The sequence below is a fragment of the Pseudoxanthomonas sp. Root630 genome (assembly GCF_001427585.1).
GTDB lineage: Bacteria > Pseudomonadota > Gammaproteobacteria > Xanthomonadales > Xanthomonadaceae > Pseudoxanthomonas_A.
The window spans coordinates 1-22625 of the sequence record NZ_LMGY01000021.1 but is presented as its reverse complement, the minus strand read 5'-3'; the positions used below and the strand labels follow the sequence as shown (position 1 = coordinate 22625).

Below are 22625 nucleotides of genomic sequence, written 5' to 3'. Positions count from 1 at the left end.
CCCCTCTCCCTACTGTTGATACCTACATGACCTTTCGATCGATCGTCCTCGTGCTTGCAGGCCTGGCGGCGCTCCTGCATAGCAATGTCTCCTTTGCGTCCGAGAAGAACGTGCCCACGACGTGGCGGCTACTGGACTACATCGCCGTCGACTATCGGGAGGCCGTCCGCGAGGGCGAGGTGGTCAACGAGGTTGAGTACGCCGAGATGAAGGAATTCTCGGCGACCGCTGCCGAGGCCATCGGTCAGCTGCCCGCTAAAGCCGAATCCGCGCAGTTGAAGCAAGATGCGACTGCACTGCAGGGGGCAATCCAGGCAAAAGCTGCGCCTGAGCAGATCGCAGAGCAAGCGCGTGCGCTGGCTGCGCTCCTGGTGAAGGCCTATCCGATTCCCCTGCTTCCAATGCAATCGCCCAATTACGGACGTGGCAAGGTTCTCTACGCGCAGCTGTGTGCGGCCTGCCATGGCCCCTCGGGTGCAGGTGATGGACCCGCCGGTGCAGGCTTGGATCCCCCACCGATTGATTTCACCGATCGCGCGCGCGCCGAGGAGCGCAGCGTCTTTGCCCTTTACCAGGTCATCGACCAAGGCCTGGAAGGCACCTCGATGGTGAGCTACGCGAGCTTGCCGGTCGAGGATCGCTGGGCACTGGCGACCTACGTAGGGGCCATGGCGTATCCGGAAGATCAGGTCGATGCCGGAAAGAAGCTGATTGAAGGCGATGCGGCGCTGCGCGCCAAGCTCAACTTCGATGCCTACGTCAGCACTACGCCCGCCGCATTGGGCACAACGGTGGGATCGGCAGAACAGGCCTCAGCCATCGTGGCGTACTTGCGTCGTCATCCGGACGCCTCACAGGCACAGGATGTCAGCTCGGCGTTGGCGACCTCGCGCAAATTGCTTGAGGAGGCGATGACGGCCTACCGCGCCGGACAACCTACACAGGCCAAGGATTTGGCACTGTCTGCGTATCTGGACGGATTTGAGCCAGTGGAGCCGCTGCTGGCGGCACGCGACAACGCCTTGATGGTGAAGATCGAAGCGGCCATGGCGCGCGTGCGATCGGGTATTGCGGCCAATGTGGCTGCCGATGAACTCCAAGGCCAGGTCACGGCCCTGGACGATCTCTTCGCCCTAGCCGAACAGGTGCTAGATCAGGGCCAGACATCGGCCGTAGCCAGCTTCGTGGCGGCTTTCACCATCCTGCTCCGCGAAGGGCTGGAGGCGTTGCTGATTGTTATCGCGATGATCGCACTGCTGCGCAAAGCCGAGCGGACCGAAATGCTGCCATGGGTCCATGCAGGCTGGGTGTCGGCATTAGGGGCCGGCATCGTGACGTGGGTGCTGGCCACTTGGGTCATCTCCATCAGCGGGGCCAGCCGAGAACTGTCCGAGGGGTTCGGATCGTTGCTGGCGGCGGTGGTGCTGGTGTGGGTGGGCATTTGGATGCACGGCAAGAGCCATGCGGAGAACTGGCAACGCTACGTACGCGATAAGTTGGGTCAGGCGCTGAGCCGGAAGTCGGGTCTGTTCCTGCTGGGTCTGATCTTCGTGGTGGTCTATCGGGAAGTGTTTGAGACCATCTTGTTCTATGCCGCCATCTGGAGCCAAGGCAATGCCAGCAGCGTTATCGCTGGCGGCCTTTCGGCATCCATCGTTCTGGTCGTCATTGCCTGGTTGATGATGCGATACAGCCGGCGCTTGCCGATCGGCCAGTTCTTCCGGTACAGCTCGCTGCTGATTGCCGTGCTGGCTGTAGTGCTCATCGGCAAGGCCGTCTCGGCGCTGCAGGAAGCAGGCTACTTGCCCATCTCTTGGCTCGACGGTGGTCCGCGGGTCGAGTTGCTGGGCTTGTATCCGACAGTTGAGGGCATCGGCGCGCAGATCACCACCGCGTTGATTCTGGCTGTCGGCTTCTGGCTGGCTAATCGGCCCGCCAAATCCGAGGTAGCTGCCCCATGAATCGGGAGCTGACGCGCGAGCGGCTTGAGCACGTCCAGACGCCCATCTACTTTGTGGCGCTGGTGCTCGGATTCGTACTGGCGATGCTGGTGCCTGGCACAGAGGCGCTTGAGTCGGCGATCAACCCTGCACTGGGCGTCATGCTCTTCGTGACCTTCCTCCAGGTTCCCCTGTCGCGCATCCGGGACTCGCTGCGGAACGTACGCTTCATGGGCGCCTTGCTGGTGGCCAACTTCATCGTGATACCGATGTTGGTGGCCTTGGCCTTGCCGTTGTTCCCTGGGGATCCTCTGATCCGCATCGCGATGCTGTTCGTGCTGCTTTGTCCGTGCATCGACTATGTCGTGACGTTCTCGCACCTTGGGAAGTCTGATTCCTCGTTACTGCTGGCCGCCACACCCGTGCTGTTGATTGTGCAGATGCTGCTGTTGCCGGTGTATCTGAATCTGCTGCTAGGGGCTGAGTCCTCGAGCTTGGTAAAACCAGGACCGTTCCTGCACGCGTTCGTCATCTTGATCGTCATGCCGATGGCGCTGGCTGCCACCCTGCAAGCGCTATCTCCAAAGTTCAGCGGCATTGCGACGCTCACACGTGTAGGTGGGCTTCTTCCTGTGCCAGCCACGGCACTTGTGCTACTGATCGTCATTGCGGCTGTGACGCCCCAACTGAGCTTAGCAGTAAGCGCTGCTATGGACGCGCTACCTTTCTATCTAGCCTTCGCGATCATCGCGCCCATCTTGGGACTGGTCGTGGCACGCGCATTCAAGCTGCCAGCACCAGCAGGCCGAGCGGTCGGCTTTGCAGCAGCAACTCGCAACTCGTTGGTAGTTTTGCCGTTGGCGCTCGCCGTGCCCGACGCCTTACCGATCATCCCAGCCGTCATCGTGACCCAAACCATTGTCGAACTGGCCGCGATGCTTCTGTATATCCGTGCGATACCCCTCCTAGCCAAGAACTAGACTCGTATCGGTATCGATATCCCCGCTTCTGGACGAGAGTTGACATTCATTGAGAGTCGATATTCTTTATCCGGAATTGGCTGACATAACGTCGAAAAAGTCGTGCACTCAGCCCGCTGCACCCCGTGGTGGCTGACGATGACGCGCTCGCAGCATGAATAGACTCGCAGGCACGACCCAGCAGATCAGCGCGGTCACGACATCGTGCGAGAGAAAGTGCGCTCCCCGTAGTTGCTGACCAATGCCAAACAGAAGTCCTACAGTCATGCCCACCGCCAGCCCTGTCCATCTATGCTTGACGCGGACCTCGGCAAAGAAGAAGTACAAGGCAAGCCACGCGTATCCACTGCTAGCGTGTCCGGAGGGGAAACAGCCGCTCTTCAATGGCCTGAAGTCGAAGAGGGTGAGATAGGGGTTGCTTCCCCCCAAGCCTGCAATGCTCCACGGACAGTCCAACCCCGAGTATCGCTTCAGGATGGACACCAGCGCCGTAGAAATCGCGATCGCGGTGAACAGCCTGATCGCCGGTCCTCGCCAGCCCCGAAGGCGCGGGCGAAGGTAGGTCATGGCGATCAGGACAAGGACCGTCAGCACACCGACAGTGGTAACAGCTCGTCCGGCCTTGTGGATGATCTGCTCCGTCCAGAACCCGTTCTTGTAGCTCCACGCGTTGTCGCCCCAGGCGTAGACCCAAGAGGCCACGCGCATGTCCCACTCACCAGTCAGGACGACGGTGAGCGTCATCAGGGTGGCGGCCGGTAACAGTAGGCCCCACCAGACGTTGAAGTGAGCGGGCAGAGAGATGGGAGTGTTGGGCGGACTTGCCGCCTCTGGGACAGGCCTAGGGCGCGTGTCGAATGCGGAGACCTCCTCAGTCATTGAGGCGATCCAGCGCGCCCGCTTCACCCGGTGCTTGCTGGCCCTGGCGACCAGCCCGGTCGTGCCTTCGGTGCACGCGGATATCCAAATACAGGCTGTAGGCGGCGGTAAAGGCGGGCAGCAGGTTCTGCACGACGCCCACGGCATCTTGCTTGGAAGAGAACAGGAAGTAGCTCAAGGCCATCAGGCTGCCGCACAAGCTCATGTACCAGAACAAGCGCGGGATCACCGGCCGGCCGGCGCGTCTGGACGCCACGAACTGGACCAGCCAGCGCACGCCGAACAAGGCCGCGCCAGTCAGGCCAATGAGCTTCCAGGGCGTGGTGTGCAAGCCCGTCCAGCTCAGCCACAGGATTTCCTGGTCCATGACGCTCATGACTTGGAGCCGGCACTGAGCTCGCTGGTGGCGGTCACGTGGCTGCGCTGGATCAGCCAAGCCACGCCCATCAGGTCACGGATGCCCACCAGGGCACGGCCTAGGTTGGTGTACTTGGACTGGCCCGATCCCCGCGATCGGTGGGAGACCGGCACACTGAGGGTCTTCCAGCCGGCGCGCTGCATCAGTGCCGGCAGGTAGCGGTGCATGTGGTCGAAGTAGGGCAGGTCCAAGAAGGCAGCGCGGTCGAACAGCTTGATGCCACAGCCGGTATCGGGCGTGTCATCCCGCAGCAGCGATTGCCGGATGCGATTAGCCCATCGCGAAGCCCAGCGCTTGCTGGCCGTGTCCTTGCGCTCGGTGCGCCAGCCGGCGAACAGCCGCACCTGCGGTGACGCGGCTTGGCGAGCCGCTAGCAGTTTGAGGATATCGGCTGGATCGTTCTGGCCATCGCCATCGAGCGTGGCGATCCAGGGCGAGAACGCGTGCTTGACGCCATTGCGGATGGCGGTGCTTTGCCCACTGCGTTGATGGTGCAGCAACACCCGCAGTTCGGGCACCTCGGCTTTTAGCCAGCCGAGCACCTCGCGTGTGTCATCGTCGGAGCGATCGTCCACACAGATGATGTCGAAGGCGATCTTGCCGCGCAGGTGGTGCACCACCTCCTGCACGAGCGGGCCGATGTTGCCGCGTTCATTGAAGACGGGAATGACGACCGACAGACTGGGCATCCGGGGCAGCGACGGGCTTTGCATGGCGAAGGACTCAGTAGAAGGGCGTGCGGGAAAGGAGAAGGAGGACTCAGTCTTCACTGACATCGGCTGACCACGTGGCCGGAACCTCGCAGTCCGGGATCCAGGCCGTACCCGGTGCCAGAATCCAGGCGCGTCGATTGGAGGCGCCGATGTCGATGACCTGCGTTGGATCCAGGCAAGGCCCGATGGCTTCCTTGCGCAGGAACAGCCAGCGTCGTGTGGGGTCCTGCAGGAGCCAGGCGTGCGCCTGCTGCCACTGCTCCACCCAGGGCTTCTTGAAGCCGAACTCGGTAACCGATCGCTCGGCCTGGAGCAGGTGCTGTTCGCGCCAGCCGAGCATGGCCAGCTCGGCATCCAGATCGATGGTCGTTTCCACGCGCTGCATCAGTGCTTTGGCAGAACTGTCCGGACTGAGCGCCGGCATGAGCCCCACGCCATAGGTGATCCACAGCGAGGCGGTGACGGCCACCAGCGCAAGCACCACGCACCGGCGTGCGGCGAGCATCACAACCAGGCTCACGACGGTGAAGCCCAGCAGCCATCCACTGACCTGCTTGACCGTGCCCATGTCCATGCCGCGGCCGTCGAGCAGGCCATGCACGCGCTCGGGTGAGGCGGTCAGCAACCACAGCCCCAGGGCAGCGGTAACGGTGACCACTACCGACAAGTAGGACCACAGCACGGCGCGAACGCCGCGACGACGCAGCAAACCCGCCAACAAGGGAGCGGCCGCGATGGCCAGGGCGGGCAGCATCGGGAAGATGTAGACCTCGCGCTTGCCCGGGCTGGCACTGAAGAAGACCAGCACCAGCAGCGCCCAACCGAGCAGTAGCGCGTAACGCGGGTCCACGCGACGCACACGCCGCCACCACGCCGGCAGCAACCACGGCGCGAGCAGCACGCCTGGCAGCCACAGCGTGAGCATGGTCTGTAGGTAGTACCAAGCGGGTTTTACGTGGTGCCAGGCATTGGCGTAGCGGGTGCCGGTCTGCTTGAACAGCATTTCCCGCGCGTAGGTGTGCAGGGCCGGATCCGATGAGGCCGCCACCGTGGCCAGCATCGGTACCAGCCACACACCCGCGCCCAGCACAAAACCCGCAATGCCGGCCAGCACATGCACCCCTCGGTGCGAGGGCAGGAGGTGGGGCGACTTCCACCGCACCCACAGCCAAGGCACGAACACCAACAACGGCAGAAAGCCCACGCCCTTGGTGACCGTGCCCAAGCCAGCGGCGAAGGTGCCCACCATCAGCAGCCAGGGGCTGGGCTTTTCAAGCAGGTAGCGCACCAGCGCCCATAGCGAGAGCGTGGTCATGCCCACCAGCACCATGTCGATCTGCGCGCGCTTGGCTTGCAGCACGAACTGCAGGCAGACGAACAGGCCCAACACGGTGTAGTCGGTCGTGCGCTTGCCCCACAGGCGCCGGGCAATGTCGCCCGTCAGCCACAACGTCAGCAGCGCCGCCAGCAGGGAGGGCAGCAGGAACGCCACATCCCAGCTGCGCACCAAGACATAACTGGCCGCCTGCAGCCACATGAAGGTGGGCGGCTTCTCGGCGTAGAGCTCAATACCTCGGTAGGGGAACAGCCATTGGCCGGTTTCCACCATGGTCTTGGCCGCCAGCACAAAGCGGGGCTCATCCGCGGGCATCGGCTCGCGTAGCCCCAGGCCCGCCAACAGCGCCGTGATGACCAGCAGGATCAAGAGCCAGGTTTGGCCGGGAGAAAGGTCGCTAAGGGAATGACGCATCGGCGTATCGCTCGTGCAAACAGATGAAAAGGACTCAAGAACTTCAGTGCGGGATCGCGCGATCTAGAAGCGGCGTCGACGCTTTCGCCCGCCATGCGGCGGGGACGGACCTTTGCGCAAACGCGACGATGGGCTGTCGGGAGAGGACGGCCCGTTCTGATGACTGGGAAAGGGATTGCCGAGGCTCTCGATCACCGGCGATGACAGAGCGCGTGCCTGCTCGATCGAGGATCTGAACTTGGCCGCCGACACAAAGGCCGCGATCGCGGCCAGGGCCGACGTCACCCCCAGCCACGGCGCGGCGCCCTGCATGCCCGTACGGGTGGCCACGACTGATTGCAAGACAGCCGTGATCGCGAACAGGGCGCCGTAAATCACGCTCAGCACGATGCCCGTGCGTCGCCGACGCACGGGCGTGGCCTGCAGGGGTCTGGCCATCAGCGCCGACGCGATGGCGAGCGCGTAGAACGGCGCCTCCAAAGCGGCGACCACGGTGCCGGCGGTGCCCACGGATCGATAGGCGATGAGCAAGCCGAGCAACATCACCGGCGTTGCCACCAGCAACTCACGCAGTCGTGGCCGCATCGCCGCAGCGAACTCAGACAGGTACCGGCGATCGTCGCGTCTGAACGCCACCAGCAGATCCAGCGCGTGCAGCGTCACTACTACCCAGAACAGCGAGCCCACCAGCACGACGGTGCTGCTGAGGATGACGGTCAGGCCATCAGGGTGTGGAACCGACATCGCCGATTTCAGGCCCCAGCCCACAGCAAAGAGCAGTGCTCCAAAAAGTATGTACGCCATATCAACCTCCAGCCCGGTGACATCAGCTGGCCAAGATGGCCAGCCATGTCAGGGCGGTAACCGCCAACGTCATGAAAACCGCAGCCGAGCCCATGTCTTTGGCGCGGCCGGCCAGTTCGTGGTGCTCGGGGCCGTAGCGCTCGATGACTGCTTCGATCGCTGAGTTAAGTAGTTCGACCGGTAGCACCAGCAAGACCGTGGTGGCCAGCAGTGCACGCTCTACACCGGTCTCGCCCAGCAGCAGGCCCAAAGGCGCAAGCACCAGGGCGAGCACTACCTCGAGACGAAAAGAAGACTCATGCAGCCAAGCCGCACGCAGTCCTTGAGCAGACCAACGTGCCGCCATCATCAAACGCTTGGGGCCACGCGGCAGGTGGCCATAACCGTCAGCCATGGGAGACTCCTTGAGAAGAAGTGAGTGACTGCTTCAAGCGCGTGGTTCGAAGCGGCCGAAGGCCTGGCAACAGGTGCCGGGCGAGAGGTGAGGGGCAATACGGGAGCCTCATGGCGAGGCTCCTGCCGTGGTCTGGCATCCCGAAAACACATCGAGCTTCGGGTCGTAAGCCGTAGTGCTGACCTGCATCAGACCGAGCACGGAATGGAACAGGTTGTCGTGACTGATCGGCTGGCTTGCCCGACTACGCACGCACGCGGTGTTGACGCCTTTACCGCTGGCCATGCCCGGTGAAAGCCAGGCCACCATCGGCACCTTGATCTGGGTGTCCGGCGCAATGGAGTAGGGCAAGCCGTGCAGATAGACGTTGCCTTCGCCCAGCGACTCGCCGTGATCGGAGACATAGATCATCGCCGTGTCGTGCGTGGTGTCTTGCGAGAGCATCTGGATCGTCTTGGACAGGAAGTCATCCGTTTCCAGGATGGCGTTGTCGTAGGCGTTGACGATCTCTTGCCGCGTGCAGCTGCCCAGATCCGAGGAACGACAGTCAGGCCGAAACTGACGGAGTGCTTCCGGATAGCGTTTGAAGTACGCCGGCCCGTGATTGCCCAGTTGATGCAGAACCACCACCGTGTCGCCGGGGTTGTCATCGATCACATCGTGCAAACCTTGCAGCATCACCGCATCACGGCAGGCCTGGTCATCGCACAGCGAGCTCTCCGGCGGCTTGCGGTAGGACTCGAAGGACAAACCATCGCAGACGCCCTTGCAGCCGGTCTGGTTGTCCCGCCACAACGTCTTGACGCCGGCCCGCTCCAGCACGTGTAGCAGCGACTCGGAACCCACGATGTTCTCGCGGTCGTAGTTGCGCCGGCCAGCAAGGGAGAACATGCAGGGCACGGAGACTTCCGTGTTGGACCCGCACGCAGTGACGTCGCTGAAGTTGATGACGTTCAACTTCGACAGCTGAGGCGTGGTCTGCCGTTCGTAGCCGTTTAAGCCCCAGTTCTGGGCGCGCACGGTCTCGCCAACCACGACCACCAACAGGTGGGACTTGGTCGAGGGCGCGTGCGCCTGCTGCCGGGCATCGGCCGCCACGACCTGGCGCGGCAGCTTTGGGCTCCCGGCCTCTTGGCTGAGCACGCGCGTGATGGACGCCAGGTAGTTGCCCGGCGCGATCAGGTAGCGCAGCGCTTTGTCATTGCGCATCAGCGATGACAGATCCTGGAACGTCGCCATCACCCCGACGCATGCAATCAGAAACATCGCGCCCAGGAACAACGTCCGCCGCAACAACGCTCGCTTGATCGACACCCGAGGAAAGTGCACCAGCCACAACGCGGCAGCAGGCAGCACGCCCATCAACAGGACGGTTCCCAGCATGTCCCACGTCAGTAACTCGCGCGCCTCCTGCGTATCGGTTCTGATCACGTTCCGGACCATGCTCGGATCCAGATAGACCGCATACGTGCTAGCGAAGTAGGCCGCCGAAGCGGTGGCCACCAGCAGGACCGCCAGAACAGGTCGGGCAATCCAACGGTTGAGCACCAAGCCGAACAGCAACGCATGCAAGCCGACCAGGGCGGCGGTCACCCCGATGTAGAAACGCAGTTCTCTCGCGCCGCTCAGGACGCCTGATTCTTTGACACTGGCCCAGAAGGCGCCGTTTGCGGTGAACGCAAAGAAGACGGCAACCATCAGGATGACCAGCTCCAGGCTCAGCGCCACCCGCCAACGCGGACGGTGTGCGCTTGTTGAACCTCGGAGCGATGTGTCTTGGAATCGGGCGAACACCTTGCGGAAACTCGCTAGATTCCGGTCAGGCATGGCCCACCTCGCTTCTGCACGAAGTGCGTTCCACCTGCAAAGTCACATCATGGATATCGAACTGCTGCTCGATCACCCGGGAGAGTTCGACTTGGATCGTGTCCGGATCGGGCACTCCCGCCGCCAGAACGATGTGAGCCGTCAGCACGACCTGCCCAGTCCCCAGCGACCACACGTGCAGATCATGGACCTCCTGCACGGCCGGCATCTCGATAAGCCGCTTACGGATGGCCGCTACGTCCATGCCTTCCGGCACACCCTGCATCAGGATATGGCCGGCCTGCTTGAGCAGGGTCCAGGTACGGGGTAGCACCCACAGGCCGATCAACACCGCAATGATCGGATCGACCAGCGTCCAGCCCGTGACCTTGATGACAATCGCACCAATGATCACACCCACCGATCCGAGCATGTCGCTCCAGACCTCCAGGTAGGCACCCTTCACATTCAGGCTGGTGCCACTGCCGGCCCGTAGCAGACGCATAGAGATCAGGTTGACGATCAGACCCAGGGTGGCGATGACCAACATGCCCGTGGACGCAACTTCAGGCGGCTCACGAAAGCGCCCGACCGCCTCCCACAGGATGTAACCGGCAACCACGAACAACAGACCGCCGTTGATGATCGCGCCGATGGCTTCCATACGGGCATAGCCATAGGTGCGGCGAGCATCAGCCGGACGTCGACTCATACGCACCGCGATCAGCGACACGGTGAGGGCGATGACATCGGTCATCATGTGCGCCGCATCGGATAGCAGCGCCAAGCTATTTGTTACCAGACCGCCGATGATCTCGGCGATGAGGAACGTGGAAGTCAGGCCGAGCGCCCACCATAGGGGCTTCTCGTACCGGATCTCGGACGTTCCATGATCATGCCCTGTGCTCATGCGTGTTCTCCTAAGAACAGATGCAAAAGAGCGGCTAGGAACGGGGTATGGCGGCGGTGCGTACACCGCCGCCGTGCCCTGTCACGATTTCATGTGCGCCGGGGTGCGATTGAAGCGGGTGTGCACCCACCGGTAGAACACCGGCAGTACCACCAGCGTCAGCAACGTGGAGGAGATGATTCCGCCAATGACCACGGTGGCCAGCGGACGCTGCACTTCCGAACCCGCACCGACATTGAGCGCCATCGGGACGAAGCCCAACGATGCGACCAATGCCGTCATCAGGACGGGGCGCAGACGTGTGAGCGCACCTTCCCGAATGGCTTCGGCCATGGGTTGTCCGCTCTCGCGCAAGCTTCGGATGAAGCTGATCATCACTAGGCCGTTGAGCACCGCCACACCGGACAGGGCGATAAAGCCCACGCCTGCCGAGATCGACAGCGGAATTCCGCGCAGTGCCAGCGCCAGTACGCCACCGGTCAAGGCCAGCGGGACCCCGCTGAAGACGATGAGCGCGTCCTTGGCCGAACCAAAGGCCATGAACAGCAAGGCGAAGATCAGCACCAGGGTCACCGGCACGACGATGGACAGACGCTTACTGGCCGAGATCAACTGCTCGAAGCTGCCGCCGTACTCGATCCAGTACCCGGTCGGTACCGTGACCTGCTTGTCGATAGTCGACTGCAGTTCCGAGACGAAGCTACCCAGGTCTCGATCGCGAACGTTGGCGGTCACGATGATGCGTCGCTTGCCGTTTTCGCGGTTGATCTGGTTGGCGCCCTCGGAGATCTCTACGCGCGCCACTGAACTCAGCGGGACGACCTGCGCCTGCGCGGCGTTGGCCTGCGTACCCACCGACTCATCAGCCTGGTTGGCCGCGATGGCCGCCGTCAGCGAGATGGGCAATGCCGAGAGCGCGGTGGGATCCAGGCGCTGCTGTTCCGGCAGACGCACGACAATGTCGAAGCGTCGATCGCCTTCAAACAGCTGGCCCGCCACCTCACCACCGATGGCCGTGGCCACGTTGCGCTGCACGTCAGCCGGATTCAGGCCATAGCGTGCCAAGGCATCCCGATCGGGCAGCACCGAGAGCATGGGCAGGCCAGCAGCCTGTTCCAGGCGAACGTCAGCTGCACCGGGTACCTTGCGGGCGGCGGCCTCGATCTTCTGGCCCACTTCCAGCAACGTATCCAGGTCATCGCCGTACAGGTTGATCGCCACGTCCGCGCGCACGCCCGAAATCAGCTCGTTGGTACGCATTTGGATCGGCTGGGTGAACTCGTAGTTGTTGCCGGGGATCTTCTTCATCTCCGCCTCAACTTCCGCCACCAGGTCCGCCTTGAGCTTGCGCGGGTTGGGCCACTGATCACGCGGCTTGACCATCACGAAGGTGTCAGCCACCGACGGCGGCATCGGGTCGGAGGCGACCTCAGCCGTACCAATCTTCGACCACACTCGCTCCACTTCTGGGAACTGCAGCAAACGTTCTTCCACGATGCGTTGCATGCCCAAGGACTGGGTCATGCTGGTGCCGGGAATACGCATGGCCTGAAGCGCGAAGTCGCCCTCATCCAAGCTGGGAACAAACTCGCTACCCATGCGAGAGGCGAGCAGCCCACTGCCAACCAGCAGGGCGATCGCACCGATGGCCACCAGCTTGCCGCTACGCAGGCTCAGATCCAGCAAAGGTTCGTAGCGCCCACGGAACCAGCGCATCAGCCAGTTCTCTTTCTCTTCGACCTTGCCACCGAGCAACATCGCCACGGCAGCGGGCACGAAGGTCAGGGACAGGATCATCGCGCCCGTCAGCGCCAGCACCACGGTGATGGCCATCGGGTGGAACATCTTTCCTTCCACACCGGTCAGGGCAAAGATCGGCAGGTAGACGGCGGTGATGATGCCCAGACCGAACAAGCTCGGTCGGATCACTTCGGCCGATGCGCTGGAGGCCACTTCAAAACGCTCTTCCAGCGTCATCTCACGCCCGAGTTCATGCTGACGTTCGCCAAAGCGACGCAGGCAGTTCTCGATGATGATGACCGCGCCGTCGACGATCAGACCGAAGTCCAGTGCGCCCAGGCTCATCAGGTTGGCCGACACGCCACCGCGCTCCATACCGGTCAAGGTGAACAGCATCGACAGTGGAATCACCGCAGCCGTGATCAGAGCAGCTCGGAAGTTGCCTAGCAGCAGGAACAGGATGACGATGACCAGCAACGCGCCTTCGATCAGGTTCTTGGCGACCGTGGTAATCGTGCGATCCACCAGCGAGGTACGGTCGTACACCGGCGTGGCAGTAACGCCCTTGGGCAGACTCTTGGCCGCTTCCTGAAGCTTGGCGGCCGCGGCTTGGGAGACGTCACGGCTGTTGGAGCCCACGAGCATGACCACCGAGCCGAGCACGACCTCGTGGCCGTTCTGGGTTGCCGCACCAGTACGCAGTTCTTCACCGTCGGCCACATTGGCCAGATCACGAACCCGAATGGGCACACCGTCACGACGGGTGACGACGATCTTCTGAATGGCAGGAATGTCCGAGACCTGTGCCGGCACACGCACCAGGAACTGCTGGCCGTTACGTTCGATGTAGCCGGCGCCCACGTTCTGGTTGTTGGCCTGCAGGGCCGTCACTACATCTTCAAAGGTCAGGTCCAGCGAGCGCAGCTTGGCAGGATCAGGCGTGACGTGAACCTCACGCTTGAAGCCGCCCATGGTGTTGACTTCGGTCACACCCGGAACGTTGCGTAGTTGCGGACGAATCACCCAGTCTTGCAGCGTACGCAGATCGGTGGCGGTGTAGGGCGTGCCATCGGGTTTGCGGGCTTTGGGATCGGCATCGATGGTGTAGGAGAAGATCTCGCCCATACCGGTGGCAATCGGACCCAGGGTGGGTTCGATACCTTCGGGCATTTGCGCCTTCACTTGCGCCACGCGCTCGGAGACCTGCTGACGCGCAAAGTAAATGTCCGTCCCGTCCTTGAACACGACGGTGACCTGGGACAGCCCGTAGCGGGAGATCGAGCGGAAGTACTCCATCTTCGGCAGACCGGCCATGGCCGTCTCGATGGGGAACGTGACGCGTTGCTCGGCCTCCAGTGGCGAGTAACCGGCCGCTTCGGTGTTGATCTGAACCTGGACGTTGGTGATGTCGGGGGTGACATCGATAGGGATCTGACGGGCACTCCAGATGCCGATGGCGATCAAGGCCACCGTCAACGTCATGACCAGCCAGCGATGATTAATCGCGACTTTTATGATTTTTTCGAGCATGACGGTCTCCTTTAGTGCGCGTGTGTCGCGCCGGACTTTTCGATGTCCGCCTTGACCAGGTAGCTCTGGGTCACCACGATGTCCTCGCCGGCCTTCACGCCTTCCAGCACGGCCACTTGCGTGGAGTCACGATCACCCAGCTTCACCGGCCGCGCCGTGTAGGTATCGCCGTCACGCACAAACACCACGTCCTTGCCGTCCATGCTCTGGATGGCCGACTGCGGAATCACGACGCCCGCATCGCTGGTGGACATCGTGATTTGCGCCTTGACCGCGGTGCCTGGACGCCAGAAGCCATCCTCGTTGGGCAGTGCGGCACGGGCGACCAGGCTCTGGCTCGCCGTTGACGTGCTGGGCAGCACGCGTTCGATGGTCGTCGTAGCGCTGACGTTGTCGTACAGGCGACTGACCGTGACGGCCACGCCCGGACGCAGGTACTGCGCATCGGCCCCGAACACATGCAGGTCGACCCACACCTTGGACAGATCGCCGATCTCAAACAGCGGCTGGCCTTCGGCGGCTACGCCACCGACACTTCCTTGTCGACTGAGGACGACGCCGCTGATCGGTGCGGTGATGGTGTAGGTGGTGAGGCTGAGATTGCTGTGAACCACGGCCAGCGCTTGGCCTTGACGCACGGTATCGCCCACATTGGCGCGCAGGGCACGCACCACACCGGGATAGCGCGCAGTGACCTGGGCCACGCCGCCTTCCATCGGCGTCAGCACGCCTTGGACTTCCAACTCGTTCTTGATGGCACCCTCACTGACCTTGGCCACTTTCACGCCACTCTTGTCAGCTTCTTCCTGCGGGATCGTGGTCTTCTCGGCACCTTCTTCTGCATGACCGCCGGCTTCCTCACCGTGGCCAGCTTCCCCTTCCTCGTGCCCGGCTTCGCCTTCGGCGCCGTGATCATCACCCTCTGCGCTGGCCTCTTTGGCAGGCGCCGTTTTCTCTTCCGCGGCGTCCTTGGAACCACCGCAAGCGGCCAGCATCAGGACAGCGCCCAGCAGCAACGTCGGAGCTGCAATCTTTGCAACGTTCTTCATTTGGAAATCCTTATGGGGTGGTGGTGCCGCTGGCGACGATCGGCTGCCCGGTCAGGCGCTGGATCTCGATCAGGGCAGCTTGTGCGTCGACGGCCACTTGCAGTTGGCGCACGCTGGCTTCCACGCGTTGCGCCTGCAGCTGCGACCACTCCAGATAGCTGATCGCACCGGCTTTCCACGCGTACTCGGCGGCCTTCTCAGCCTTCTCCAAGCGTGGAATCACGTCGGTACGCAGGCGGCCGACTTCCAACCGTGCCGTGGAGTAATTGCCGTAGGCGTTGGTGAGCGCGGAGTACAGATCGATGCGCAGGGACTCGCGTTCGATCGGCGTCATCGCCAGTTCGGCTTCAGCAGCACGGATGCCCGGTGCGGCGCGGCGTGCCGACCCCAGCGGAATGCTGATGCCGGCCATGAACCCCACATCGCTCGTAGCACGGTTGTAGCGTCCACCGGCCTGCCACTGCAGATCAGGCGTAGCTTGCGTACGAGCCAGACGTAGTTGGGCTTCACGTACACGCTCCACGCCCGCCAACTCAGCAAGCTCGGGTGTGTTCTGCAGATACTCACTCAGTGCATCGAAGCTCTGCAGTTCCGGCAGCACCAAGGGATTGCCCGCCGCCACGGTGAAGCTGGGCGTACGCTCATTCCACAGGGCCGCCAGGTTCTGGCGCGTGGCCGCTTCATCGGCAATGGCACGATCCCGATCCAGCTCGGCCGTGGCCAAGGCCGCCTGTGCGGTGAGCACGACGGACTCAGGTGACGCACCTGCGGTCAGGCGGGTACGTGCTGCATCGACAGCGCGCCTACGTTGAACAATGTCCAACTCGGCGATGCTCTTGCGCTTGGTCGCCGCGGTGACCGCCAGATAACGCTGCGCCGTCTCGGCCAGCAGGTCCAGCCTTGCCATCTCACGCTGCGGCGCCAACGTATCAATGTTGGCCAGCGCCAGGGCTTGCCGGGCGTTGAGCTTGCCGCCGCGCTCGATCACCCCAGCCAGGGTGACCGTGAGCTCGGCCTCGCTGAAACCGCGATAGTTGCCGGTGCCGAGCGTGTTTTCGATGGTTGCGCCGAGGGTCATCGGGGGCTTGAGGGCCGCCGATGCCAGATTGGCATCCAGGACCTGACGACGTCCGTCGAAGATGCGCAGGTCAGGGTGTGTCGTGGCAACGCGCGCAATGGCGTCGTCCAACGAAAGGGTAGAAGAGGGCGCCGTCCCCGTCTGCGCGTACGCAACGGGCACGACCAAAAAGGCAGCGCACGCTGCCAGTCGCAACCACATGAGGTATCTCCGATTAGGCGAAAGAACGATGCACCGGCAAGCCGGCGTGCAGCGTTAGGCCGTAATCGGGGGACGGGTTAGGGACAGCGGCTGCAGGGAATCCAGCGGCTGGATCTCGTGCACAGGCGCGATCGCCTGAGGAGCGAGCGGATCGACCACAAGGGCGGGCGAGGGAATAGCCACCGGGTGGCCGCACGCATGGGCGCCATGGACCAGCGCGTGCAGCAGATCGCCGGCCGAACCCTCGTCCTGATCGCCGGCATCCTGATCAACCACCGCGCTGGTGGCGTCATCGCTGACATCGCAGTGCTCCGGATCGGCATGATCGGCCACGGCCTGGGCCGACTCGTGGATATCGCCCACGGCCGCCAGCACCGGATTGGCCACCACCGCGAACAACAGCAGTGCCAGCGCCGGGAGGCGCAGGAGACGGCTGAGTTGGCGCAGGGCGCGTTTCATAGTGGGGGTATGGTAGTCAGCCCATTGCGCGTTAGACAATCACGTAATTCAGAAAACAGCGCTTCTTGTTAAGGCGTTACGGTGTAACAGCGCTTGGCGGACGCGAGGGTGTTCGGTATCGTCGGGTCATTCGTGCAAGCCGGGGCCACCGAGTGCGCATCCTGACCGCCAACGCCAAAACCTGGCTCGCCTTGGGCGTGTTGTGGCTGGTCGCGGTGGCAGTGCAGGCCCATCCGGTCTTGACCCAGCTCGGGCAGTTGCATGGCCTTGAGCACCAAACCACTCATCTCAGCGCCACTCAGCACGCGCACGACGCCAGCGGCGATGTGCCCGGTGAAGACGCCAAAGGCGCACACAGCCTGTTCCATCATTCGGACGTATGCGCACACGCGGTGATTCTGCCGGACTTCCCGGCACCTGGGCCGCTCATCCCCGGTCAGGCCTATACGCCCATCGCTGCGGTCCTGGCGCTGGCCCAGCGCTCTACGCACCCCTTACGCCCACCCATCGCGTGATCGCGCGGGCGCACGCCGCCTTGGCGTAGCCCCTACTTTGGGATCGCGTGCGCCGGTCGCAACGACCGTGCTGTCGCGTGGCACTCACCTGCGCTGTGGACACTCAGGTTCATCTGCGCAGCACTGACGAGATCGATATGGATACCTCCCCTGGCAAGTTGCGCCTGGACATTCCCGTTGTGCTTCCCCACGTGCGGGATGCCGCCGATGCGTGCATCGAGCGCCTGCAGAGCGAACTGCTCGCGCGGCCCGGCGTTGACCGCGTCCACATTCGACCTGCCGAGGGGGAGGGGCCGGGCCAACTGTGCGTGCACTTCGATCCGCAGGTGATGTCGCTGGCTCGCATTCGCGAGCTGGCCCAGGCCGCGGGTGCACGCGTCACGGAAAGCTTCGGTCACGTGACCTGGACGGTCACCGGCATCGGGCATGAGCGACGCGCCCGCAACGTGGCCGAACAGATGAGCTCGGTGTTTGGCGTACTGGAAGCTCGCGCTAGCTCGGCCGGTACGGTGTACCTGGAGTTCGAGCGCGAAAAGATCGACGAGGGCGGACTGGAAGCCTCCTTGAAGCGCATGGGCGTTGCACGCGTGGCGACGGGCAAGCCGTCCCAGCATGAGGATCACGCCGGTCATACGCATGACGGCAAAGAGGGCGAGCACGGGGGGGAGAAGCACGACCACGACCACGCCGGCGGCTTGCTCGGCCCCAACGCCGAGCTGATCTTCGCCCTGACGTGCGGTGCATTGCTGCTGGCGGGCTTTCTGATCGAGAAGTTCGCCGCCTCATTGCCGGGGTGGTTGTCCACGGCCTGCTACATCGGTGCGTACGTCTTTGGCGGTGCCTACACGCTGCTCGAGGCCTACGACAACCTCAAGCTCAAGCGCTTTGAAATCGACACCTTGATGCTGGTCGCCGCCGCCGGCGCCGCCGCGCTAGGCTCCTGGGCCGAAGGTGCGTTGCTGCTGTTCCTTTTCAGCTTGGGTCATGCGTTGGAGCACTACGCGATGGGACGCGCCAAGCGCGCCATCGAGGCGCTAGCCGAACTCGCACCCGACACGGCGATCGTCATCCGCGGCGAGACCACCACCGAGATTCCGGTCGGCGACCTGCAACTTGGTGATCGGGTACTGGTGCGTCCCAATGAGCGTCTGCCGGCCGATGGGTTCCTGCTGAAGGGCAACTCCAGCATCAACCAGGCACCGGTGACCGGCGAGTCCATCCCGGTGGACAAGCGGCCGGTGGAGGATGCCGCGCTGGCACGAAGCCGGCCCGACAGCGTCGATGCGGCCAGTCGGGTCTTCGCAGGCACCATCAATGGGGCCGGCGCGATCGAAGTGGAAGTGACCAAGCGCGCCGAGGATTCCGCGCTGGCGCGGGTGGTGAAGATGGTGAGCGAGGCCGAGACACGCAAGTCGGCCACCCAGCGCTTCACCGATCGCTTCGAGCGGATCTTCGTACCTGCGGTACTGGTGCTGGCGTTCCTACTGCTGTTTGCCTGGGTGGTGGTGGATGAGCCGTTCCGCGACAGCTTCTATCGCGCCATGGCCGTGCTGGTGGCCGCCAGTCCGTGCGCGTTGGCCATCGCCACCCCGAGCGCGGTCCTGTCCGGTATCGCCCGCGCGGCGCGTGGGGGCGTGCTGATCAAGGGCGGCGCGCCGCTAGAGGATCTGGGTTCGTTGAAGGCGATGGCCTTCGACAAGACCGGCACCCTGACCGAAGGGCGCCCGCGCATCATCGATGTGGTGCCGGTGGACGGCGCCTCGGAGACCGAGCTGCTGCAGGTAGCCGTTGCGGTGGAGTCGCTGAGTGATCATCCGCTGGCGGCCGCGATCGCGCGTGATGGTCGCAGCCGGTTGGATGCGGGCAAGTTGCCGACAGCCTCGGATCTGGAAAACCTGATCGGCCGCGGCGTCAAAGCCCGTCTGGGCGATCAGCCGGTATGGATCGGCAAGGCCGAGATGTTCGGCGCGGATGGAGTTCCCGCCCTGGGCGCCGCCGCGGCGGCGGCCATCGCCGCGTTACGCGAGCAGGGCAGGACGACCATGGTCGTGCGGTTGGGGGATCGGGAGCTCGGCGCGATCGGCTTGATGGACACGCCGCGCGAGGCGGCCAAGCAGGCGCTGGTGCGCCTGAAGGCCATGGGCATCGAGCGCATGATCATGATCTCTGGCGATCACCAGAAGGTGGCCCAGGCCGTGGCCAAGGAGGTCGGTCTGGATGAGGCGTGGGGCGACCTGATGCCCGAAGACAAGGTCGAGGCGATCCGCAAGCTGCGCGATCAGGACAAGGTCGCCATGGTCGGCGACGGCGTCAACGATGCGCCCGCGATGGCCAACGCCACCGTCGGCATCGCCATGGGCGCGGCCGGCTCGGACGTTGCCCTGGAAACGGCCGATGTGGCGTTGATGGCCGATGACCTGAAGCACCTGCCATTCGCCGTGGGCTTGAGTCGTCACACGCGCGGCATCATCCGGCAGAACGTCTTCGTCAGCCTCGGCATCGTCGCCTTCCTCGTGCCGGCCACGATCTTCGGTCTCGGTATCGGTCCGGCGGTGGCCGTGCACGAAGGCTCCACATTGTTGGTGGTCTTCAACGCGCTGCGTCTGCTGGCCTACAGGGACAGGTCATAACGCCACAGCCTCAAGCTGATGACATCACGGTCGCGGCGGCACCACGTCGTGATCCTTCTCTACGTCGTCACGGCCTGCCGAATACCTCGGCAGGCCGCGCCAAGATCAGGGCTTCTTACGGGTGCGCTGGAGTTCGGTTGCCACGAGCGCGCTCAATTGCTGAGGACCCAGTTCGGACAGCAGCTTGCCGTTGACGAAGAATGTCGGCGTGCCGCGAATGTCGGCCGCTTCCACGGCGGCCACTTCGCGTTTGATCAGGGTCTCGACGGCTCCGGTCGCCAGATAGCGCTGTGCGCGTGCGCGGTCCAGGCCCGCGGCGAGAGCGAACTCCCACACCTTCTTCGGATCCGACGCGCCATGGCTGGCCCACACAGGCTGGTTTCGCATCAAGGTCTCCAGCACCGGCTCAAACTTCTTCTGTTCCCGGGCTGCTTCCAGCACACCAATCGCCTCCTTGGATACCTGCCCATGGAAGGGTACGTAGCGGATCACCAGGCGCACGTCCTTGGGATGGGCGGCCAGCAGTTGCTTCACGTGGGGATACATCGCGCGGCAGGACTCGCAGGCCGGGTCGAAGAACTCCACGATCGTGACCGGCGCCGTTACCGGTCCCAGAGCCGGTGCGCCGGCAGGCGCCAAGGCGGCAGCGCGGGTAGGGGTTTGAGCCATCACCGGGCCTACCGCAACGAGCAGACTGAATCCAAGCGCGATCAGGACGGATTTGAACGACATCAGCTGGCATCTCCAGGGCAAGGAAGTCGCATTGTCGCAGATGCATCAACGCCGCCGCGCAGGCCCTGAGTGCCGTTGCGATCCTCTTCCGGCAAAGCCGAATGCATGCAGCTAGCGGGAGCCCCGCCGGCTGATATTATCGAGTCAGGGGTGGGCGTCCCTGCCTGTGGTTCAGGGCGCGAGTCGCGTCCGCCATCGCGGTATCACTTGCTTCTCCAGCACGGCGCCCACCCCTGCTATGAGCCTTGATGACTACATCCCGCAGTTGGCTCGACCGGCCAACGTTGAGCAACTGGCCAAAGCGCTGGGCGTTGCGACGCAGATCTTCACGTTCATCGCAGACAACAGCGAGCCTGAGCGCATCTATCGCCGGCATCTGATCCCCAAGCGGGCCGTCCGTGCATTGCCCTCGGTGCCTGTTGAGGACGCTCGGGGGATCGTCACGCTCTCGCTCGATAGCTTTGATCTGAGCAAGTACCGCGTCGTGTGGGAAGCGCACAGCCCGGTCATCAAGCATGCCCACAAGTCTGCCGCACGGGTACTGGAGCGTTACCTCTCCCGGCCCGGCTCCCTGTTTCCCCATGAGGCCGCCTTTGGCTACGTCAAAGGCCGATCCACACGACACAACGCAAGACGCCACGTGGGTGCCAAGCGGCTACTTAGCGCAGATATTCAGGACTTCTTTCCCTCCATCACGTTGGCGCGCGTCGAGCTCGCCCTGGAAGCGGCAGGCTTGCAGCCGGCAGTGACCAACGCTTTGGGGCGCTTCCTGACCATCGAAGGCACGCTTCCTTTGGGACTTAACGCCAGCCCGATGATCGCCAACCTGGTGGCAACACCCCTGGACCACGATTTGAATGCGTTGGCCAAGGAGTGGGGGCTCACCTACACACGCTATGCCGATGACATTACGTTGTCCGGCGATGGCGAACTGCCCACACGAGAGATCATCGAAACGGTACTCAAGCGTCACTTCTTCCGACTGAACAAGAGCAAGTTCCGCACCTCAAAGCTCGGCCAGAAGCACTACGTCACCGGCCTGAGCGTGGCCGACAAGGCCGCGCCCCACGCCCCGCGCGCGATGAAGCACAAGCTCAGGCAGGAGCTCTACTACATCGAGAAGTTCGGCTTCCTGGAGCATCTATCGCGGGGCGGCGAGGGGGGCACCGAACAGCACAACGTCAATCGTCTGGATGGCACGGTCAACTATGTATCCAGCATCGAACCGCGTCTGGCGCATCGACTGCGCGCTGCCTGGCAGAAGGTATGCGACGAGAATGACATCGCCAAATCATTTGAGCCTAGGCCCGTCATCCAGCTGCGACCTGCTTCGTGGTTCGTTGATGAGGCCGAGATCGTCCATCCGGATGGCACACGGCTTCTCGCGCTCTGCCTTGCCGACGTTCTGGAGCCTGGCCGGTTGGATACAGAACTACGGACGCTGTTCGCCGAAGAGGCCGGAGATGCGTTCGGGACAGCCGATCCGCTGTCTATCATCCAGAAGGGGTTGCATTGGAGTGATGCGACATGGTCCCAGCGTGAGGCCGTGGTCAAGCTTATCGCCGCCTCACCTGTCAGGGTCATGGTCGCCCTGGCGCCGCTGACTAGCCCGAGCGAGTACGCCAAGACCTACACCGACCTGCTTTGCGAGATTCTCGAGACGGCCCTGAAGATTGCTGATGACGCAGAGATCGCGATACATGTTGAGGAGAACCGTTCAAAGGTTTCGAGGGCGGACGTACAGGAGGCGGTGACCCGCGCCTACACCGAGCTGGAAGCCAAGAACCAGCGTCGACCGTTACAGGCACCAGAGGTCAACATCGTGTCCAAGGGAGCGACGCCCTGCTGCTGTGTACCCGATACCGTATTGGGCGCACTGCATCGCTATGCGGTTTCTCGCAAAGACGGAAAGGAGGGCTCACTAGCGGTCACCCTTTTCGAAAGACTGCGTAACCATTACTCAGTCATCTTCGACCGACATGCCAACAAGATCTATCACGGTAATCCCCCCGCCCATTAGCTGACGCCAGAAGTGGAATTTTCTCGTACGCTTTCCCGAGGAGGTTCCATGAAGAAGTCCCGCTTCACCGACAGCCA

General features: G+C 63.2%; 18 protein-coding genes. 5 read left to right on the top strand and 13 right to left on the bottom strand.

The window, feature by feature from the left end:
* The first annotated feature begins 26 nt into the window (after positions 1–26).
* Together ASD72_RS19585 and ASD72_RS19580 are read left to right on the top strand one after the other, a co-directional pair.
* Positions 27–1961 carry a cytochrome c/FTR1 family iron permease gene (locus ASD72_RS19585; RefSeq protein ID WP_056881666.1) on the top strand — a complete coding sequence of 645 codons (1935 nt, stop codon included), beginning with the start codon at positions 27–29 and terminating at the stop codon, positions 1959–1961.
* Positions 1958–2920, top strand: a complete 963-nt coding sequence (locus tag ASD72_RS19580; protein WP_056881665.1) for an arsenic resistance protein — start codon at positions 1958–1960, stop codon at positions 2918–2920. Before ASD72_RS19585 ends, ASD72_RS19580 begins: the two co-directional genes overlap by 4 nt.
* Before the next feature lie 108 nt (positions 2921–3028).
* Here the strand turns inward: ASD72_RS19580 and ASD72_RS19575 are convergent, their stop codons facing one another.
* The 12 genes from ASD72_RS19575 to ASD72_RS19520 all read right to left on the bottom strand — a co-directional run bounded on the left by ASD72_RS19575 (position 3029) and on the right by ASD72_RS19520 (position 16651).
* Positions 3029–3664, bottom strand: coding sequence for a phosphatase PAP2 family protein (locus ASD72_RS19575; protein WP_162108746.1), 636 nt, complete (start codon positions 3662–3664; stop codon positions 3029–3031).
* 127 nt (positions 3665–3791) lie between these two features.
* Positions 3792–4175, bottom strand: coding sequence for a lipid-A-disaccharide synthase N-terminal domain-containing protein (locus ASD72_RS19570; protein ID WP_056881664.1), 384 nt, complete (start codon positions 4173–4175; stop codon positions 3792–3794).
* Positions 4172–4906, bottom strand: coding sequence for a glycosyltransferase family 2 protein (locus ASD72_RS19565; RefSeq protein WP_056881663.1), 735 nt, complete (start codon positions 4904–4906; stop codon positions 4172–4174). The genes ASD72_RS19570 and ASD72_RS19565 overlap by 4 nt, the downstream gene beginning before the upstream one ends.
* 70 nt (positions 4907–4976) lie before the next feature.
* The gene (locus ASD72_RS19560; RefSeq protein ID WP_081420486.1) at positions 4977–6680 is read right to left on the bottom strand and encodes a glycosyltransferase family 39 protein; all 1704 of its coding nucleotides are present in this window, start codon (positions 6678–6680) and stop codon (positions 4977–4979) included.
* A 63-nt stretch (positions 6681–6743) separates the two neighbouring features.
* Positions 6744–7484 carry a hypothetical protein gene (locus ASD72_RS19555; protein WP_155944762.1) on the bottom strand — a complete coding sequence of 247 codons (741 nt, stop codon included), beginning with the start codon at positions 7482–7484 and terminating at the stop codon, positions 6744–6746.
* A 22-nt stretch (positions 7485–7506) separates the two neighbouring features.
* Positions 7507–7878 carry a diacylglycerol kinase gene (locus ASD72_RS19550; RefSeq protein WP_056881660.1) on the bottom strand — a complete coding sequence of 124 codons (372 nt, stop codon included), beginning with the start codon at positions 7876–7878 and terminating at the stop codon, positions 7507–7509.
* Positions 7879–7986: 108 nt separating this feature from the next.
* Complete coding sequence (locus tag ASD72_RS19545) at positions 7987–9606, bottom strand: phosphoethanolamine--lipid A transferase (protein ID WP_255357667.1); 1620 nt, start codon at positions 9604–9606, stop codon at positions 7987–7989.
* Between the two features lie 91 nt (positions 9607–9697).
* Entirely contained in the window at positions 9698–10594 is an 897-nt protein-coding gene (locus ASD72_RS19540) for a cation diffusion facilitator family transporter (RefSeq protein WP_056881658.1), read from the bottom strand.
* An 81-nt stretch (positions 10595–10675) separates the two neighbouring features.
* Positions 10676–13864, bottom strand: coding sequence for a CusA/CzcA family heavy metal efflux RND transporter (locus ASD72_RS19535; protein ID WP_056881657.1), 3189 nt, complete (start codon positions 13862–13864; stop codon positions 10676–10678).
* Between the two features lie 11 nt (positions 13865–13875).
* Positions 13876–14913: an efflux RND transporter periplasmic adaptor subunit gene (locus tag ASD72_RS19530; protein WP_056881656.1), complete on the bottom strand. Its 1038-nt coding sequence runs from the start codon at positions 14911–14913 to the stop codon at positions 13876–13878.
* 10 nt (positions 14914–14923) lie between these two features.
* Positions 14924–16192 carry a TolC family protein gene (locus ASD72_RS19525; protein WP_056881655.1) on the bottom strand — a complete coding sequence of 423 codons (1269 nt, stop codon included), beginning with the start codon at positions 16190–16192 and terminating at the stop codon, positions 14924–14926.
* A 54-nt stretch (positions 16193–16246) separates the two neighbouring features.
* Positions 16247–16651 carry a hypothetical protein gene (locus ASD72_RS19520; protein ID WP_056881654.1) on the bottom strand — a complete coding sequence of 135 codons (405 nt, stop codon included), beginning with the start codon at positions 16649–16651 and terminating at the stop codon, positions 16247–16249.
* Positions 16652–16803: 152 nt separating this feature from the next.
* Here ASD72_RS19520 and ASD72_RS19515 point away from each other — a divergent pair, with 152 nt between their 5' ends.
* Together ASD72_RS19515 and ASD72_RS19510 are read left to right on the top strand one after the other, a co-directional pair.
* A complete protein-coding gene (locus tag ASD72_RS19515) occupies positions 16804–17166 on the top strand; it encodes a hypothetical protein (protein WP_056881653.1) in 363 nt (120 codons plus the stop codon).
* A 137-nt stretch (positions 17167–17303) separates the two neighbouring features.
* Positions 17304–19796, top strand: coding sequence for a heavy metal translocating P-type ATPase (locus ASD72_RS19510; protein WP_056881652.1), 2493 nt, complete (start codon positions 17304–17306; stop codon positions 19794–19796).
* 105 nt (positions 19797–19901) lie between these two features.
* Here ASD72_RS19510 and ASD72_RS19505 read toward each other — a convergent pair whose 3' ends face one another.
* Positions 19902–20528 carry a thioredoxin domain-containing protein gene (locus ASD72_RS19505; protein WP_056881651.1) on the bottom strand — a complete coding sequence of 209 codons (627 nt, stop codon included), beginning with the start codon at positions 20526–20528 and terminating at the stop codon, positions 19902–19904.
* Positions 20529–20766: 238 nt separating this feature from the next.
* On the opposite strand from ASD72_RS19505, the gene ASD72_RS19500 reads away from it, so the two are divergent.
* A complete protein-coding gene (locus tag ASD72_RS19500; RefSeq protein WP_056881650.1) occupies positions 20767–22548 on the top strand; it encodes a reverse transcriptase family protein in 1782 nt (593 codons plus the stop codon).
* Positions 22549–22625: the final 77 nt, after the last annotated feature.

What these genes read in the sequence shown, in the direction of transcription:
- ASD72_RS19585 (WP_056881666.1), top strand. Translation starts at nt 27, where the DNA reads ATGACCTTTCGATCGATCGTCCTCGTGCTTGCAGGCCTGGCGGCGCTC.
- ASD72_RS19580 (WP_056881665.1), top strand. Translation starts at nt 1,958, where the DNA reads ATGAATCGGGAGCTGACGCGCGAGCGGCTTGAGCACGTCCAGACGCCC.
- ASD72_RS19575 (WP_162108746.1), bottom strand. Translation starts at nt 3,664, where the DNA reads ATGACGCTCACCGTCGTCCTGACTGGTGAGTGGGACATGCGCGTGGCC.
- ASD72_RS19570 (WP_056881664.1), bottom strand. Translation starts at nt 4,175, where the DNA reads ATGAGCGTCATGGACCAGGAAATCCTGTGGCTGAGCTGGACGGGCTTG.
- ASD72_RS19565 (WP_056881663.1), bottom strand. Translation starts at nt 4,906, where the DNA reads ATGCCCAGTCTGTCGGTCGTCATTCCCGTCTTCAATGAACGCGGCAAC.
- ASD72_RS19560 (WP_081420486.1), bottom strand. Translation starts at nt 6,680, where the DNA reads ATGCGTCATTCCCTTAGCGACCTTTCTCCCGGCCAAACCTGGCTCTTG.
- ASD72_RS19555 (WP_155944762.1), bottom strand. Translation starts at nt 7,484, where the DNA reads ATGGCGTACATACTTTTTGGAGCACTGCTCTTTGCTGTGGGCTGGGGC.
- ASD72_RS19550 (WP_056881660.1), bottom strand. Translation starts at nt 7,878, where the DNA reads ATGGCTGACGGTTATGGCCACCTGCCGCGTGGCCCCAAGCGTTTGATG.
- ASD72_RS19540 (WP_056881658.1), bottom strand. Translation starts at nt 10,594, where the DNA reads ATGAGCACAGGGCATGATCATGGAACGTCCGAGATCCGGTACGAGAAG.
- ASD72_RS19535 (WP_056881657.1), bottom strand. Translation starts at nt 13,864, where the DNA reads ATGCTCGAAAAAATCATAAAAGTCGCGATTAATCATCGCTGGCTGGTC.
- ASD72_RS19530 (WP_056881656.1), bottom strand. Translation starts at nt 14,913, where the DNA reads ATGAAGAACGTTGCAAAGATTGCAGCTCCGACGTTGCTGCTGGGCGCT.
- ASD72_RS19525 (WP_056881655.1), bottom strand. Translation starts at nt 16,192, where the DNA reads ATGTGGTTGCGACTGGCAGCGTGCGCTGCCTTTTTGGTCGTGCCCGTT.
- ASD72_RS19520 (WP_056881654.1), bottom strand. Translation starts at nt 16,651, where the DNA reads ATGAAACGCGCCCTGCGCCAACTCAGCCGTCTCCTGCGCCTCCCGGCG.
- ASD72_RS19510 (WP_056881652.1), top strand. Translation starts at nt 17,304, where the DNA reads ATGGATACCTCCCCTGGCAAGTTGCGCCTGGACATTCCCGTTGTGCTT.
- ASD72_RS19505 (WP_056881651.1), bottom strand. Translation starts at nt 20,528, where the DNA reads ATGTCGTTCAAATCCGTCCTGATCGCGCTTGGATTCAGTCTGCTCGTT.
- ASD72_RS19500 (WP_056881650.1), top strand. Translation starts at nt 20,767, where the DNA reads ATGAGCCTTGATGACTACATCCCGCAGTTGGCTCGACCGGCCAACGTT.